The 13,951-nt window shown below is 56.8% G+C and carries 15 protein-coding genes, 1 tRNA gene and 2 riboswitches; of the genes, 13 read left to right on the plus strand and 3 right to left on the minus strand.

Annotated features, from left to right (window positions below):
* Positions 1-50: 50 nt before the first annotated feature.
* Complete coding sequence (locus MPAL_RS05110) at positions 51-368, minus strand: DUF2551 domain-containing protein (protein WP_012617688.1); 318 nt, start codon at positions 366-368, stop codon at positions 51-53.
* A 212-nt stretch (positions 369-580) separates the two neighbouring features.
* Here MPAL_RS05110 and MPAL_RS05115 point away from each other — a divergent pair, with 212 nt between their 5' ends.
* Genes MPAL_RS05115 through MPAL_RS05155 form a run of 9 tightly spaced genes read left to right on the plus strand, consistent with a single transcriptional unit; the run spans position 581 to position 8,137 of the window.
* On the plus strand, positions 581-1,444 hold the full coding sequence (locus tag MPAL_RS05115) for a protein translocase subunit SecF (RefSeq protein WP_012617689.1): 864 nt from the start codon (positions 581-583) through the stop codon (positions 1,442-1,444).
* On the plus strand, positions 1,441-2,964 hold the full coding sequence (locus MPAL_RS05120) for a preprotein translocase subunit SecD (protein WP_012617690.1): 1,524 nt from the start codon (positions 1,441-1,443) through the stop codon (positions 2,962-2,964). Before MPAL_RS05115 ends, MPAL_RS05120 begins: the two co-directional genes overlap by 4 nt.
* A gap of 52 nt (positions 2,965-3,016) precedes the next feature.
* A complete protein-coding gene (gene trxA, locus MPAL_RS05125) occupies positions 3,017-3,298 on the plus strand; it encodes a thioredoxin (protein WP_269078477.1) in 282 nt (93 codons plus the stop codon).
* On the plus strand, positions 3,295-3,942 hold the full coding sequence (gene npdG / locus MPAL_RS05130; protein WP_048145199.1) for an NADPH-dependent F420 reductase: 648 nt from the start codon (positions 3,295-3,297) through the stop codon (positions 3,940-3,942). The genes trxA and npdG overlap by 4 nt, the downstream gene beginning before the upstream one ends.
* Positions 3,943-3,967: 25 nt before the next feature.
* Positions 3,968-4,570: an endonuclease III domain-containing protein gene (locus MPAL_RS05135; RefSeq protein ID WP_236610435.1), complete on the plus strand. Its 603-nt coding sequence runs from the start codon at positions 3,968-3,970 to the stop codon at positions 4,568-4,570.
* Positions 4,543-5,088 carry an aldolase gene (locus tag MPAL_RS05140; RefSeq protein WP_012617694.1) on the plus strand — a complete coding sequence of 182 codons (546 nt, stop codon included), beginning with the start codon at positions 4,543-4,545 and terminating at the stop codon, positions 5,086-5,088. Before MPAL_RS05135 ends, MPAL_RS05140 begins: the two co-directional genes overlap by 28 nt.
* Positions 5,089-5,092: 4 nt before the next feature.
* Positions 5,093-5,764, plus strand: coding sequence for an MTAP family purine nucleoside phosphorylase (locus MPAL_RS05145; RefSeq protein WP_012617695.1), 672 nt, complete (start codon positions 5,093-5,095; stop codon positions 5,762-5,764).
* Between the two features lie 4 nt (positions 5,765-5,768).
* Positions 5,769-7,085, plus strand: coding sequence for an amidohydrolase family protein (locus tag MPAL_RS05150; protein ID WP_012617696.1), 1,317 nt, complete (start codon positions 5,769-5,771; stop codon positions 7,083-7,085).
* A gap of 11 nt (positions 7,086-7,096) precedes the next feature.
* Entirely contained in the window at positions 7,097-8,137 is a 1,041-nt protein-coding gene (locus tag MPAL_RS05155) for a polysaccharide deacetylase family protein (RefSeq protein WP_012617697.1), read from the plus strand.
* Between the two features lie 173 nt (positions 8,138-8,310).
* Here the strand turns inward: MPAL_RS05155 and MPAL_RS05160 are convergent, their stop codons facing one another.
* Positions 8,311-9,471 (minus strand): cation:proton antiporter, encoded by a 1,161-nt coding sequence (locus MPAL_RS05160; RefSeq protein WP_012617698.1) that lies wholly within the window; start codon positions 9,469-9,471, stop codon positions 8,311-8,313.
* 17 nt (positions 9,472-9,488) lie between these two features.
* Positions 9,489-9,555, minus strand: a riboswitch (Fluoride riboswitch).
* 115 nt (positions 9,556-9,670) lie between these two features.
* A riboswitch (Fluoride riboswitch) is annotated at positions 9,671-9,738 on the minus strand.
* Positions 9,739-9,893: 155 nt separating this feature from the next.
* Entirely contained in the window at positions 9,894-11,594 is a 1,701-nt protein-coding gene (locus MPAL_RS05165; RefSeq protein ID WP_012617699.1) for an AMP-binding protein, read from the minus strand.
* A gap of 111 nt (positions 11,595-11,705) precedes the next feature.
* Here MPAL_RS05165 and MPAL_RS15725 point away from each other — a divergent pair.
* From MPAL_RS15725 to hgcB, 4 genes are all read left to right on the plus strand, one after another.
* Positions 11,706-11,856, plus strand: a tRNA-Trp gene (locus MPAL_RS15725).
* Positions 11,857-12,079: 223 nt separating this feature from the next.
* Positions 12,080-12,406 carry an ArsR/SmtB family transcription factor gene (locus MPAL_RS05170; RefSeq protein WP_012617700.1) on the plus strand — a complete coding sequence of 109 codons (327 nt, stop codon included), beginning with the start codon at positions 12,080-12,082 and terminating at the stop codon, positions 12,404-12,406.
* Positions 12,407-12,558: 152 nt separating this feature from the next.
* A complete protein-coding gene (gene hgcA, locus MPAL_RS05175; RefSeq protein ID WP_148208277.1) occupies positions 12,559-13,578 on the plus strand; it encodes a mercury methylation corrinoid protein HgcA in 1,020 nt (339 codons plus the stop codon).
* Positions 13,578-13,919, plus strand: a complete 342-nt coding sequence (gene hgcB / locus MPAL_RS05180; RefSeq protein ID WP_012617702.1) for a mercury methylation ferredoxin HgcB — start codon at positions 13,578-13,580, stop codon at positions 13,917-13,919. The genes hgcA and hgcB overlap by 1 nt, the downstream gene beginning before the upstream one ends.
* Positions 13,920-13,951 lie beyond the last annotated feature (32 nt).

Below are 13,951 nucleotides of genomic sequence, written 5' to 3' on the forward strand. Positions count from 1 at the left end.
GTCATCAGGCAAAGAGAAAAACGTAATGGTAAAGGAAAAATAGATACGGGCTATACAGCAGACTGCATGACCCGAGTCACTAGATCGAGGTATTTCTCTTTGAGTTCATAGACGCAATTGTTCCCCTCGATCGGTTTTCTGACATGGAGAATCCCGATACGCGAGGCAATCGTCCCGACCATCGAGGCGATCGAGTGATAAGTGATCGCATAGTGTTGCTGCATCTCCTCAAAGATCAGAGGTACTGTCAGTGACTTGATCCTGACAAAGAGGTTCAACAGTTCTCGTCTGATGCCGGTATGATCCCGTGAGAGATAACCCCTGAGGCGATCTTCGATACTGCGTTTGATATCCCCCGGCGATCTCATGGGAGCATATTCCGCATGAATTAATAAATATCTTCTTATTTCATCCTGAACCAGTTGCTCATGTGAAAAGTGAGATAAATTTTAATAGAATATTTTGCATGAGTGGGGCTGACTGCCCATCTAAATAGTCGGTGTCGTCTTATAATTTCGGAGAAGGTCCAATCCTTCAATGAATCCGAACTCTTTAATCTTTCACGAGCAAAAAAAGGTACATGGGATTTTTCAGTTACGATATCAACAAATATCCTCCCAAGGAGATGATGACAATCCCACTCGTCATCCTCGTTATCGCACTGATCATCCTTGGCATCAACATGGCCCATACTGGTATGCCTGTGACGCCGGGGATTGACTTTGCAGGGGGGACTGCGGTGACCCTCTTCACAGCAGACAGTAAGGATACTATCCAGTCCTACTTTACGGATTACCCAATCCTTGAGGTTGGAGAAGGGGTTGGCGGTGGGAAATACCTGACCTTCGGGCCGCTCGATGACACCCGTTTCCGCGCGCTCTCTGCACTGATCCTGGAGAAATACCCGGATGCGAAGATCGATCAGGTCGGTGAATCGTTCGGGAAGTCTTTGCAAGAACAGGCTGTGCTGGCGCTGATCCTCTCGTTCATCGGGATGTCACTGGTCGTCTTCCTTGCATTCCGGACCTTTGTTCCGTGTCTGGCTGTGGTCGTCTCTGCGTTCTCTGACATAGCAATCGCCGCAGCTCTGATGAACCTGACTGGCGTCCCGCTGACCCTTGGAACGGTGGCTGCTCTGCTGATGTTGATAGGATACTCGGTGGACAGCGATATACTGCTGACCAATCGGGTGCTCAAACGGCAGGGGAACCTCCGCGACAAGATGGCGGGGGCGTTCACCACCGGGATCATCATGACCTCGACCGCTATCGCCGCGGTCGCAGCGATGTGGATCGTCTCCTATGTCGGGCAGGTTCAGACCATCAATGAGATCAGTACCGTGATCCTGTTCGGGCTCTTTGCCGATGTATTCAACACCTGGGTGCTGAATGCGGGTCTGCTCAGATGGTACATGGAAGGTAAGGAATCCAGGGGGAGAGCATGACCAAGCGAGAGAAGATTAAGAGAAACAGTGAGACCGAAGCGGTTCCTATGACCCGGACGGGGAAGGGGATCGATTGGAAGGCACTGCTGACCGACTGGCGTGTCGCATTGGTGCTGATACTGGTTGTGCTCTCAGTGATTGCAATCTATCCTCACTTCGACAGCGATGGAAAACTCACTACCGACATACAATACGGCCTTGACCTGCAGGAAGGGGCTTGGATACAACTTGAACTGAAGTCAGAGGTCGTCACGTTCGAGACCACCAACAAGACTGCAGACTTCATCGCAGCCCTCGACAAGCAGCTCGATACCCAGGTGGAGTCGACGGGAGCGAACCAACTTGAGATTAGGAAGGCGTTCACGCAGGATCAATTGACCACAGCCTTCCAGGCGGCCGGTGGCAAACTGGATACATATCAACAGGGTGTCACCAAGTCGACAGCTGAGGATGTAAAACGGATCCTTGAGAACAAGATCAATAGCCTCGGCACCAAGGACGCCAAGGTGAACACCCTCTCCGGCCTGAACGGTGTCACCCAGTATATTCGGGTTGAACTCGCTGGCGTGGATATGAACACGGCTCAGGAGATCGTCGGAAAGCAGGGTAAGTTTGAGATCAGGATCAACACCACAGATAACCAGTCTGAGCATGTGCTCTATGGTGATTCGATCACCAGCGTCTCGATGCCCTCACAGAGTCCGGTTGGCTCGGGCAACTGGGGTGTCGGGTTCACGCTCTCTGATGCCGGCGCGGCCGCGTTCAGAAACGGTTCGATCCAGTATGGGGCCGTCGATGACCCATCCAACCACAACCTGGTGATGATACTCGACAATCAGTCGGTATACAGTGCCCCGCTCAGCAGCGACCTTGCTGCCAAACTCCGTGCATCGCCGAGTGTCAAAGAACTCTTTGCCTCGACCGGTTCCGGAACAGATGGGCAGAACTCAGCGCAGAACCTGGAGATCCACCTCCGTGCCGGGGCCCTCCCGGTCGATGTCTCGGTCGCCGGGTCTGGTTCAGTTTCTGCCTCCCTTGGCGAGCACTTCAAGCTGATGTCCATTCTGGCCGGGCTCTTCGCCTTGATCACTGTCGGGCTGGTCATCTTCTTCCGGTACCGGGAACCCCTGATTGTGCTCCCGATGATCGGGACCAACATGGCAGAGATCGTTATCCTGCTCGGGATCGCCCGGTTCACACAGCAGCTGGACCTGGCAACAATTGCAGGGTTGATTGCTGTGCTGGGTACAGGGATCGACCAGTTGATCATCATCACTGACGAGGTGCTCCATGAGGGGAGGGTTCCTTCGCCGAACCTGTACCTGAAACGGCTCTCACGTGCGCTTGGGATCATCGTCATATCGGCGCTGACGGTCTTCATGGCCATGCTCCCACTGGCGGTGATGTCCCTCTCGACATTACGCGGGTTTGCGATCATCACGATCCTCGGTGTGTTGATTGGTGTGATCATCACCCGGCCGGCATATGGGCGGATTATCATGGCGATTCTGTCACGATAACCCTACAAAATATTTATCTTCTTTTTGAGCAAGAGATTCCTCACAAGAGGAAGTGCACATGTCAAAACCAGTACTGATTGACTTTTATGCAGAGTGGTGCGGACCATGCAAGATGCAGTCCCCCCTGATCGACCGTTTGAAGGAGAAGATGGGCGATGCCATCGAAGTGCGGAAGATGGACGTCGACCAGCATATGAAGGAGGCTGGTGAATATCAGATCAGTGTGGTGCCGACGTTGATCATCGAGATGGATGGCAAGGTCGTGAAGAGGCTCGAAGGGGTCACCAGTGCAGAGGACCTTGAACAGATGCTCCGCCCCTTGGTGACAGATTGAGGATCGGGATCATCGGTGGGACCGGGGAGATTGGTGAAGGGATGGCGATGCGCCTCTCCCAGAAGCATGATGTGATCCTCGGTTCCAGAGACCAGGCCAAGTCTGAAGAGGCGAGCCGCTGCTGCTATGCCACGCTCGCCGACCTGGGTCTTCCCTGTTCATGTTCAGGGGTCACCAACCAGGAAGCGGCTGATTTTGGTGATGTCGTGATTCTGGCCGTCCCGTTCAAACACCTAAAAGGAACGCTTGAATCACTTCATGGGCTCGAAGGAAAGATCGTGGTCAGCCCGGTGAACCCGATGGAGAAGACGGATCACTTCATCAATAACCCGCCGCCTGAGGGGTCTGCGGCCCTGCTGGTTCAGAAGATGCTTCCCGACTCAAAAATTTGCGCTGCATTCAATGTGATCGCAGCGAACCGATGGAAGAAGATCGAGGAAGAATTGAATTACGCTGTACCGGTCTGTGGTGATGACCCGGCCGCCAAGTCGCTTGTGATGGATCTGGTAAACGGTGTCTCACACCTCAAAGCCTATGATGCGGGACCTCTGACGAGTTCCAGTCTGATCGAGTGTATCACACCGCTTCTTCTTAATATTGCACGATATAATAAGATGAAGGATGTTGGGATCCAGTTCATCTGATACTGATCGCGAAAAGACCGCTGAATTGGTCAGAAATCTGGGTGCAGTCTATGGACCCCTGGCCTGGTGGAGCGATGATCCAGAACTGGTGATCATCGGGGCGATGCTGACCCAGCAGACCCGGTGGGAGCATGTCGAGCATGCTCTCGATAAACTGGGTGCGGCGGGACTCCTGTCGCTGGCCACCCTGGCGAGAGCAGATCGTGTGGTCCTGGAGCAGGCGGTCTACTCCACCGGCTTCTATCGGGTCAAGGCAAGGCGGCTGAAGGCCCTGGCTGGTCACATGATCGATCGTTACGGCGGGGTAAACGGGATGCGGCGCTGTCCAACAGAGGATCTCCGTGCAGACCTCCTCTCCTGCGAGGGGGTGGGGACCGAGACTGCGGACTCGATCCTCTGTTATGGTTTTGGTCGATGCACGTTTGTGATCGATGCTTATACGACCAGAATCTGTTCCTGTGCAGGTGTCCGCCAAAAAGGCGCCCGTCTGAAGTGCCTCTTTGAAGAAGTGCTGCCGGCGAGTGTGGCGGCGTACCAGGACACCCATGCTCACATGGTTGAGTTTGGAAAGGAGAACTGTCAGAGACAGAGGTGTGAACAATGCTGGATCAGGAATTTGAACGGATAGGAAAGCGGCTCTTCTCTGAAGGGCTGGTCGGTGGGAACTTTGGAAACATGTCGGTCAAGGACGGTGGGTCGTTCCATATCACCCAGACCGGCAGTTATCTCGATGAACCAGGGTCTCCGATCAAGGTGCCGATCATCGGGCAGGTGCCGCCGAAGGCATCGAGCGAGTACAGGGTTCATCGCGCGATCTATCTGGAGACCCAGCATACCGCCATCGTTCATGCCCATCCAGCCCATGCGGTCGCACTCTCGTTGTTGATCGACGAGATCGTCCCGGAGGACAGTGAGGGGCAGATGCTCTGCCCGACGATCCGCGTGGTCAGCGCACCACCGGGGTCCAAGGAACTGGCTCATGAGGTCGGGTCTGCGCTGCAGCTTCGAAACGTGGTGATCGCCAGGGGGCACGGGACGTTCGCTGCGGCCTCGTCTCTGAATGAGGCATACCTCTTCACTTCGCTCGCCGAGCATGCCTGCAGGGTGCTATTCCTCAAGGAACAGTACCTCAGGGATCGGGGGTGAGGAGATGCTCGGTATCATCGGGGGGACGAGCCTCCTCTTCTGCGACCTGCCGCCGCTAAAAAAAGAGATCATTGCGACACCCTATGGTTCTGCTGAGGTGCACACTGGAGAGGTTCCCCTGTTGCTCCGCCACCAATTCCAGCGGCCGCCGCACCGGATCAATTACCAGGCCAATCTGGCCGCTCTGGCCATCCTCGGGGTCGACCAGGTGGTTCTGGTCGGATCGGCAGGGTCGTTGAAGCGTTCCATCCCGCCGGACTCGATTGTGGTCCCCGACGACTATCTGAGTGTGGCCCCGGTTCCGACGATCCATGACCATGCGATCGAGCATATCTGTCCTGGCTTTTCGCGTTCGATGCGACGGGAACTGGTCACCTGTGATGACAGGATGATCGAGGGGGGAACCTATGTGCAGACCTGCGGTCCGCGGATCGAGACCCGGGCTGAGGTGCAGGGTCTGGCGGCTGTCGGGGATCTGGTCGGGATGACCATCGCCTCGGAGGCGACGATCGCTGCGGAGCTCAAGATCGCCTGTGCTGCGGTCTGCACCGTCGACAACTATGCGCAGGGGCTCTGTGCCGAGGAGGTCACCTACGAGATGATCCTCGCCTCTGCAGAGGCGAACCGGGTCCGGACCCAGGCGCTGATTCAGGCGATTGTAACGACAATGGGATGAGTTTATGGTTGATAGAATGGGAAGAGAGAAAGCGTGCCTGATCACAGGCACCTGTATTGAAGGACGGCCTGTTGAGATTCTGATCGATGAGACCGGGACGATTGCTGCGATCGATGAGAAGATCAGCGGGTCGGAGCGCTCGAATGCCGAGGTGATCATCGATGGGTCTGGGACCCTCGCGATGCATACGCTCGCGAACACGCACACCCATGCCGCGATGTCCCTGCTTCGAGGGTACGCCGACGATATGATCCTGCAGGACTGGCTCGGGCAGAAGATCTGGCCCCTCGAAGCCTGCCTGACCGGGGAGGACGTGTATTGGGGAACCCGACTCGCCTGCATCGAGATGATCCGGAGCGGGACCACGGCCTTCAATGATATGTACTTCTTCATGGAGGAGGCGGCCCGTGCCGTCGATCATGCCGGGATCAAGGCCCAGCTCTGCTATGGGTTCATCGACCTGAACGATCACGACAAGCGGGAGCATGAGATCAGAGCGACCGAGGCGCTGGTCACCTCGATCAAAGGAATGCAGAACCCGCGGATCAAACCGGCCGTCGGGCCGCATGCTGTCTACACGGTCTCACCGGAAGGACTTGCATGGCTGGCCGCCTACAGTGCGTCGGAACAGATCGGGATCCATGTCCACCTGTCAGAGACCGAGCAGGAGGTTCTCGATGCGCAGAAGAACAGTGGAAAGCGGCCGCCGGCGATTCTCGACCAGGCCGGGTGCCTGACCGACCGGACGATCGCAGCCCACTGCTGCTGGCTCGACCAGGCGGACTGCCGGCTGCTTGCAGAGCGGGGGACAACGGTCTCGCATAACCCGGCCAGTAATATGAAACTGTCTGTGAACAGGGCAATGCCCTATCCCTGGCTCGTTGAGGCCGGGGTTCCGGTCACCCTCGGCACCGACGGTTGTGCCTCCAACAACAACCTGGACCTCTTTGAGGAGATGAAGATCGCGGCCCTGCTTCAGAAGTTCGCCCAGAACAACCCGACCTGCCTGCCGGCAGAAGAGGCGCTCTCCATGGCCACTGTAACTGGAACCCGGGCTCTCGGGTTCGGGAGCGGCCTTCTTGTAGTCGGGGAGCCGGCGGATATCATGCTCATCGACAGAATGGTCCCCTGCAACACGCCCCTCCACCACCAGACCTCGAACATGGTCTATGCCTGCAATGGCGGGGCCGTGAAGACGGTCCTCTGCAATGGGCGGGTGGTGATGCAGGATGGGGTGATCCCTGGCGAAGAAGAGGTGCTCAACAACGCCTCACGAGCAGCAGCAGACCTGGTCAGGCGGGCTGCCGATCAGGCTGAGTGACGGGGTGCGTCATGAGCGGGAGTAACCGGACGCAGGGAAAGAGGTCGAACCCTGATCAAAAGAGACGGAAGGGAGCGCTGGTCATCTCCCTGGACTTTGAACTGCTCTGGGGGGTGCGGGACAAGCGGAGCGTTGAGACCTACGGAGAGAACCTCCGCGGGGTGCGGCGGGTCGTACCAGGTCTTCTCAACCTCTTCGACATCTACGGGATCCATGCCACCTGGGCCACAGTCGGGCTGCTCTTCTGCAGAGATCGGGACGAGATGATGGCCGGCCTTCCATCGGCCCAGATGCAGCCGCAGTACGATGACATGAACCTCTCGCCGTACCCGACGATCGATGAGGTCGGAGCCGACGAGGCGGAGGATCCCTATCACTATGCTCCGTCGCTGATCCAGGAGATCCTTGCTCATCCCAACCAGACGATTGGGTCGCATACTTTCTCGCACTACTACTGCCTTGAGAAGGGTCAGACCGCCGCCTCGTTCGAGGCCGACTGCGAGGCCTTCTCCAGGGTCGCAGCGGTTTACGGGTTGAAACCGACCTCGATCGTTCTCCCGCGAAACCAGTTCAACAGGGAGTATGTCGGGGTCTGTAAACAGTATGGGATCACCGCGGTCAGGGGGAACATGGACCACTGGCTGTACCGGGAGAAGACCGAAGAGGAGGAGACGACCCTGCGGCGGGCCCTGCGCTATGGAGACGCCTTCATCAGCCTCTCCGGCCCCCGGGTCTTCCCGCTGGCTGCCATCGATCCGGTGGTGCCGGTCACTATCCCGGCGACCCGGTTCCTGTATCCCCACAAATCCTTCACGGCGGCCTTTGACTGGCTGCGGCTGCTTCGGATCAGGAACGAGATGACCTATGCCGCGAAGTTCGGGTTCGTCTATCACCTCTGGTGGCACCCGCACAACTTCGGGAAGGACTACGAGGTGAACGCCGCCTTCTTTGAGAAGATCCTGCAGCATTACCATGCCCTCCATGAGCGGTACGGCATGGAGAGCCTCTCCATCGAGGAGGTGGCTGAGCGGGTGATCGAGAGGAAGATCTGATCATTTCTGGCTGGGACTGTACCCGGCAGATTCCCCTTTTTTGCGCGCACCACTGCTTCGATAAGAGAGTCGATGAGGTGCTTCACATAAGAAACGCCCCTACAGGCTGATGACTTCAACAGGATCAGAAGATTGAATCATAAGAAAGGAGAGGATCATCCTCTCCATACCGTTTACTCCTGATGCCCGGCGCGGAGGGTATGACGGCCTACCGTCACATCCTCCGAATGGACCGGGGCGAACCATTTCTGGGCGATGAAGGTCGGGATCACCGCACTGGCGATCACCACACCGATCAACAGCGAGTACTGCCCTGCATCGATGTACCCCATCGAGAGACCGAAGACGCTGGCGATCGTTCCGAAGGTCAGCCCTGTCGACATCAGCAGCGTCGTATACATGCTGCCGCCAGGGATGTACTTCCGGGCGAGCAGATAGACGCCGGCGAACTTCATCGCGATCTTGATCACCAGCAACGCAACGAAGAGTCCGATCGCTCCTGTGATCTGTGCGATCGAGACGTTCATTCCCCCGACGATAAAGAAGATCGGGGTGATCACGGCATAGGCGATCGTCCGCAGTCGCAGCGCGATCCCGCGGTCGACCAGCGATCGTCCCATGAAGAGGCCGAGCAGGAATGTCGGGAGCACCGCCTGGCCGTCTCCGATGCCTGCGAAGTAGATGAAGATCAGCAGGAGGAGGAAGACAAACTTCACTTCAGGTTCGACGACGGCCGCCCTGATACGGGGATTATCGAAGAGCAGATGTGAGTATCTGGTTGCCAGGGCGATCACCAGAGCTGAGACGCCGATGAAGGCCGCGGTGTACACGGTCGGACGTATGAAGAGGACGCTCAATGCGATGGCCGTGCCCATGTCGGTGAAGAAGGTCGCGGCCATGATCAGTTTGCCGATCTCTGTTTTGCAGAGGCCGGTCTCGACCAGCACCGAATAGACCACGGCCAGCGACGTTGTCGAGAGGGCCGTGCCGGCGATCATCGAGGCGGAGAGACTCCAGCCGACGACGAAGTAGGTGTAGGTTCCGACGCCGAGGAATGGAACTACAAACGAGAAGAGACCGATCAGAAAACTTCCTTTAAAGTTGGCCCTCATCAGGTCGGTGTCGATCTCGGTGCCAGCCAGGAAGGTCAGGATGATACCGCCAAGGGTCGCGATATAGGTCATCCAGGGTTCTGTATGGATCAGATTCAGGTTGCCGGAGACGGCCCCGAGCAGGATCTCGATGATTGCAACCGAGAAGCCGAGGCGGATCGAGATGAGGCTTGCGAGAAAGATCACGAGCCCCAACAGTAGGGGAACAATGTCTGTTTGCATGTGATGACTCCATGGTGTGATGGATAGGGGTCATCAGCGAAGAAACGCGGTTTATTGTGGGTGAACCCCATCACCCTGACGAAGACGTCGTATCTGGTTCACGTCCGGATCTTCAACGTTTTACTTTGCATTGGTAGAGATCCTGATAGTGAACTATGATGATATGAGGGGGGTGTAGTCCCTCATATTCGATTCAGAGAGATTAGTAGGAGTCATCAGCTCGTACACGAGCGGTTAATTGAGGTGGACCCCATCACCTCATCCATCACCTCATAATTGGATGATGTGATTACCTGTTCCACCTAAATATTATTTAATGATTTCGTTTATCGATCTCTCCGACACGGGGTGAGGTTCGCCTTAACATATCAGGAAGAATGCTGGCAGAGCACAATCGTTTCTCTAATTGGATAAAAAAGGGGTTATGCGGTCTTTATCGTCGAGGCTTCGCCGAGATTCAACTCCTCGATAGCAATCTTTCGCATCTCGAACTTCTGGATCTTGCCAGTCACCGACATCGGGAAAGTGTCGACGAACTTGTAATACCGCGGGATCTTATACCGGGCGATCCGATTCTTGCAGAACTCTCTGATCTCATCCGGGGTCAGCGTCTCCCCCTTCATGATCGAGACCCAGGCCATCAGTTCCTCGCCGTACTTCTTGTCGGGCACCCCGATCACATAGACATCGCTGATCTTTGGATGGTGGTGGAGATACTCCTCAATCTCGCGGGGATAGACGTTCTCACCGCCGCGGATCACCATATCCTTGAGTCGACCTTCGACCTTCAGGAACCCCTCCCGGTCCATCGAACCGAGGTCGCCGGTATGGACCCAGCCGTTCGCATCCAGCGCAGCCCGGGTGGCAGCGGGGTTGTTGTAGTAACCCTTCATCACCATATACCCACGGGCACAGATCTCTCCGATCTCACCACGCGAAACGATCCGATGGGTGTTCGGGTCGACGATCTTCAGTTCGGTATGCGGGAAGGCCTGCCCGATCGTCGAGACACGCCGCTCGAGGGAATCTTTGGTGGTGGTCATCGTGACTCCTGGTGAGAGTTCGGTCTGGCCGTACACGATCACGATATCCCGCATGTTCATCAACGTCGCGACCTCCTTCATCTTCTCGATCGGGCAGGGCGAGCCGGCCATGATCCCGGTTCGGAGCGTCCCGAGGTAGTAGTTCTTAAAGTTCGGGTGAGCGAGTTCGGCGATGAACATCGTTGGAACTCCATGCAGGGCGGTGCAATGTTCATCCTGGACGGCCCGGAGCACCGCCTCCGAATCGAACGCCGGCGACGGGATCACCATCGTTGCGCCGTGGGTGACCGAGGCCATATTGGAGAGGACCATCCCGAAGCAGTGATAGAACGGGACCGGGATGCAGAGCCGATCCTTCTCGGTGAAGTTCATCCCCTCGCCGATGAAGAACCCGTTGTTCATCACCGAATGGTGGGTCAGCACGACCCCTTTTGGGTATCCTGTGGTCCCGCTGGTGTACTGAATGTTGATCGCATCGTCAAAATCGAGCGACTCCTCACGTTCAACCAGTTCGTCTGGGCTGATCACCTCGCCTTTTTTGAGCACCTCGTTCATCGTGAACATCCCGTTGTACGGGATATCATCGAGGAAGATCACGTTCTTTAAAAACGGAAACTTCTCACTGCTGATCCTGCCGGGGCTGCATTCATAGGCCTCGGGGCAGGCCTCATAGAACATTCCGACATAGTCGGAGGACTTGAACCGACCCTGCAGGATCAGGGTCTGCACCTCTGCCTGTTTCATGGCGAATTCGAGTTCGACGGTTCTATAGGCCGGGTTGATGTTCACCATGACCGCGCCGATCTTCGCGCTTGCAAACTGTGCGACGGTCCACTCGGCATAGTTCATCACCCAGATGCCGACCCGATCCCCCCGCTCGACACCAAGGGCCATCAGCCCTTTCCCCAGCGCGTTCACCTGTTCGAGGAACTGGGCGTAGGTCCATCGAATATTCTGGTGTAGCGAGATAAGGGCATCGTTTTCGGGAAATCTTGCCGTAATATCGTTCAGCATCGCTCCGATCGTCTTCCCGATCAGCGGGAGATCAGAGATTCCGGTCGCATAGCTCGCTTCAACCATTCTTAGATCATTGAAAGGATGAAGATATATTGCTGCTGATTCCTGTCTAGGAGGCGCAAAAAAAAATCACAACCCTTATAAATTTCAAAGGAGACGTTGTAACCTGCACCGGGGGTCGTGGCCTAGTCCGGAATGGCGACGGGCTCCAGCGGTCTTGTGCGTGTGATGAACAATGGGTCTGCTGAATTGGTGATGACCCGTTGGAGCTCTGACGCATATCGGAGAGACCCGTCGATCGTGAGTTCAAATCTCACCGACCCCACGTTTTTCAACGATCTCATTTCGAGCGTAGCTCCTGTATTCCCGAGAGATCAAAACCGGTCATGCATGGATAAACCATCAGTAAGGCCTTCTGCTTTTCCGCCGGTTCATTCCCTCCCTGGCTGAAATCTCGTAACGATGGACTGCAGTCCGTGATGGTTGAGGCGATGGAGGAGAGGGCTGTACGATATATACCCCAGCATTTCAAAGTATCTTGACGAACCATGGCGATACCCAGGGAGATCAGCGAACAGCTCTGTGCTGGCGGCGGGGTGGATGGACTACAGCGGCAGATTCCGTCGAACGAGGATCTCTCGTTCCAGGCCCGATTTCATCATGCCCTCTCCGATCCGGTTCGGTTGAAGATCCTCTATGCCCTGCAGACACAGCCGCTCTGTGTCTGTGTGATCAAGGAGATCATCTCTATTGCAGACTCTCGTCTCTCCTATCATCTGAACGTGCTGAAGACGGCCGGGTTGATCAGCGGGGCGCAGCAGGGGAACTGGATCATCTATACCATCACCGATTTCGGGAGATCCGGGCTCAGGTGAGATCTGGGTATAACAGAAAGTTTCAAATTATTTTGAATTGATCACTCTTCTGTATGTCAGTGAAGTACGAGAGTGTGACCGATCGATCTGAACCCGTTGCAGGGTCATGCACCTGTGGCAGTACCGGGGCAGATCTGTCGACACCATCAGAGATGGGATGCTGCTCCACCGCCTCTGTTCCCCTGGGATCACCCTGCAGCCCGTCTGCGATGATGCAGACCACCTCCAGACTCTCTTCTGCAGACCGACGTGACCATCTGCTCGCACGGCTGGGCGTCGATCGCATGGGTCACCTGGTCAGACCCGGCCTGTATGAACTCGGCCATCCCGATCGGACCGCTCAGGTGATCGTGACCGCGAACTATACACTCACCTTCGATGCGGTCCGTTCGGCTCTCGATGGGATCGATGTCTACCTGCTCGTCCTCGATACCTATGGAGTCAATGTCTGGTGTGCCGCCGGGAAGGGGACATTCGGGACTGATGAACTGGTCCGCCGGATCGAAGCGACCGGTCTCGCCGGGGTCGTGGATCACCGCCGGGTCATCCTCCCGCAGTTCGGGGCACCTGGTGTCTCTGCGCCTGAAGTGGTCAGGCGGTCGGACTTCCGGGTGGAGTGGGGGCCGGTCAGAGCCAGGGATCTGCCGGCGTACCTGGCAAATCATACGGCCACACCTGAGATGCGGCAGGTCCGGTTCCCCCTCCGGGACCGGCTTGTGCTCATCCCGGTCGATCTCCGTTCTATCCTGCTGATGATGGTGGCCGGAGCCGTGGTGCTCTGGCTGCTGGCCGGCCTGGGTACAGCACGGGACCTGGTGGTTGCCATGCTCACAGGCACCATCCTCTTCCCGATCCTGCTTCCATATCTCCCGACCAGGGATTTCACTACCAGGGGATACCTCCTTGGGATGCTGGTGATGATCCCGTCCGTTCTCCTCGATCTTTCACAGGGCGGGGGATGGCTGGTGGAAGCTGGCAGAGTCGTCGTCGACCTGACCGTCTTCCCGGCGATAACAGCATACCTCGCGCTCCTCTTCACTGGTGCGACCCCGTTCACCTCCCGGACCGGGGTGCGGCGTGAGATCTTCAGGTACATCCGTCCGCTGGCAGGGATTGCGGTTGTGGGGATTGTAACCGCCGTGGCACTTCGTCTGGTCACCGGAGGGGTCTGATGATCTTCGACTCGTACAGCGAGAACACGCTCGCCTATGACTCGGAGCAGTGTGTCAACTGCGGGGCCTGTTCGACGGTCTGTCCGCACCGGGTCTTCACTCCGGGGAAAAAGGCTGCAATACTGACCACGCCTGCGGCCTGTATGGAGTGCGGGGCCTGTCAGGTGAACTGTCCGACCGGTGCGATCACCGTCGAGAGCGGTGTCGGGTGTGCTTCCGCGCTGATCCGCGTCGCCCTGACCGGCAAAGGGGAGGAGACCTGCGACTGCTGTAGTGAACGGGAGCTGGCAGATGAGCGTTCATACTGTGAAGGTGGGTGCAGTGAGACCGGCTGTCGGTGACGTCGGTCGACCTGTTGAGAAGGGAGGTACCG

The sequence above is a fragment of the Methanosphaerula palustris E1-9c genome (genome assembly GCF_000021965.1).
In the GTDB taxonomy this organism is placed as follows: Archaea; Halobacteriota; Methanomicrobia; order Methanomicrobiales; family Methanospirillaceae; genus Methanosphaerula; species Methanosphaerula palustris.

Coding starts and splice junctions, on each gene's coding strand:
- MPAL_RS05110 (WP_012617688.1), bottom strand. CDS start 368: ATGAGATCGCCGGGGGATATCAAACGCAGTATCGAAGATCGCCTCAGG.
- MPAL_RS05115 (WP_012617689.1), top strand. CDS start 581: ATGGGATTTTTCAGTTACGATATCAACAAATATCCTCCCAAGGAGATG.
- MPAL_RS05120 (WP_012617690.1), top strand. CDS start 1,441: ATGACCAAGCGAGAGAAGATTAAGAGAAACAGTGAGACCGAAGCGGTT.
- MPAL_RS05140 (WP_012617694.1), top strand. CDS start 4,543: ATGCTGGATCAGGAATTTGAACGGATAGGAAAGCGGCTCTTCTCTGAA.
- MPAL_RS05145 (WP_012617695.1), top strand. CDS start 5,093: ATGCTCGGTATCATCGGGGGGACGAGCCTCCTCTTCTGCGACCTGCCG.
- MPAL_RS05150 (WP_012617696.1), top strand. CDS start 5,769: ATGGTTGATAGAATGGGAAGAGAGAAAGCGTGCCTGATCACAGGCACC.
- MPAL_RS05155 (WP_012617697.1), top strand. CDS start 7,097: ATGAGCGGGAGTAACCGGACGCAGGGAAAGAGGTCGAACCCTGATCAA.
- MPAL_RS05160 (WP_012617698.1), bottom strand. CDS start 9,471: ATGCAAACAGACATTGTTCCCCTACTGTTGGGGCTCGTGATCTTTCTC.
- MPAL_RS05165 (WP_012617699.1), bottom strand. CDS start 11,594: ATGGTTGAAGCGAGCTATGCGACCGGAATCTCTGATCTCCCGCTGATC.
- MPAL_RS05170 (WP_012617700.1), top strand. CDS start 12,080: ATGGCGATACCCAGGGAGATCAGCGAACAGCTCTGTGCTGGCGGCGGG.
- hgcA (WP_148208277.1), top strand. CDS start 12,559: ATGGGATGCTGCTCCACCGCCTCTGTTCCCCTGGGATCACCCTGCAGC.
- hgcB (WP_012617702.1), top strand. CDS start 13,578: ATGATCTTCGACTCGTACAGCGAGAACACGCTCGCCTATGACTCGGAG.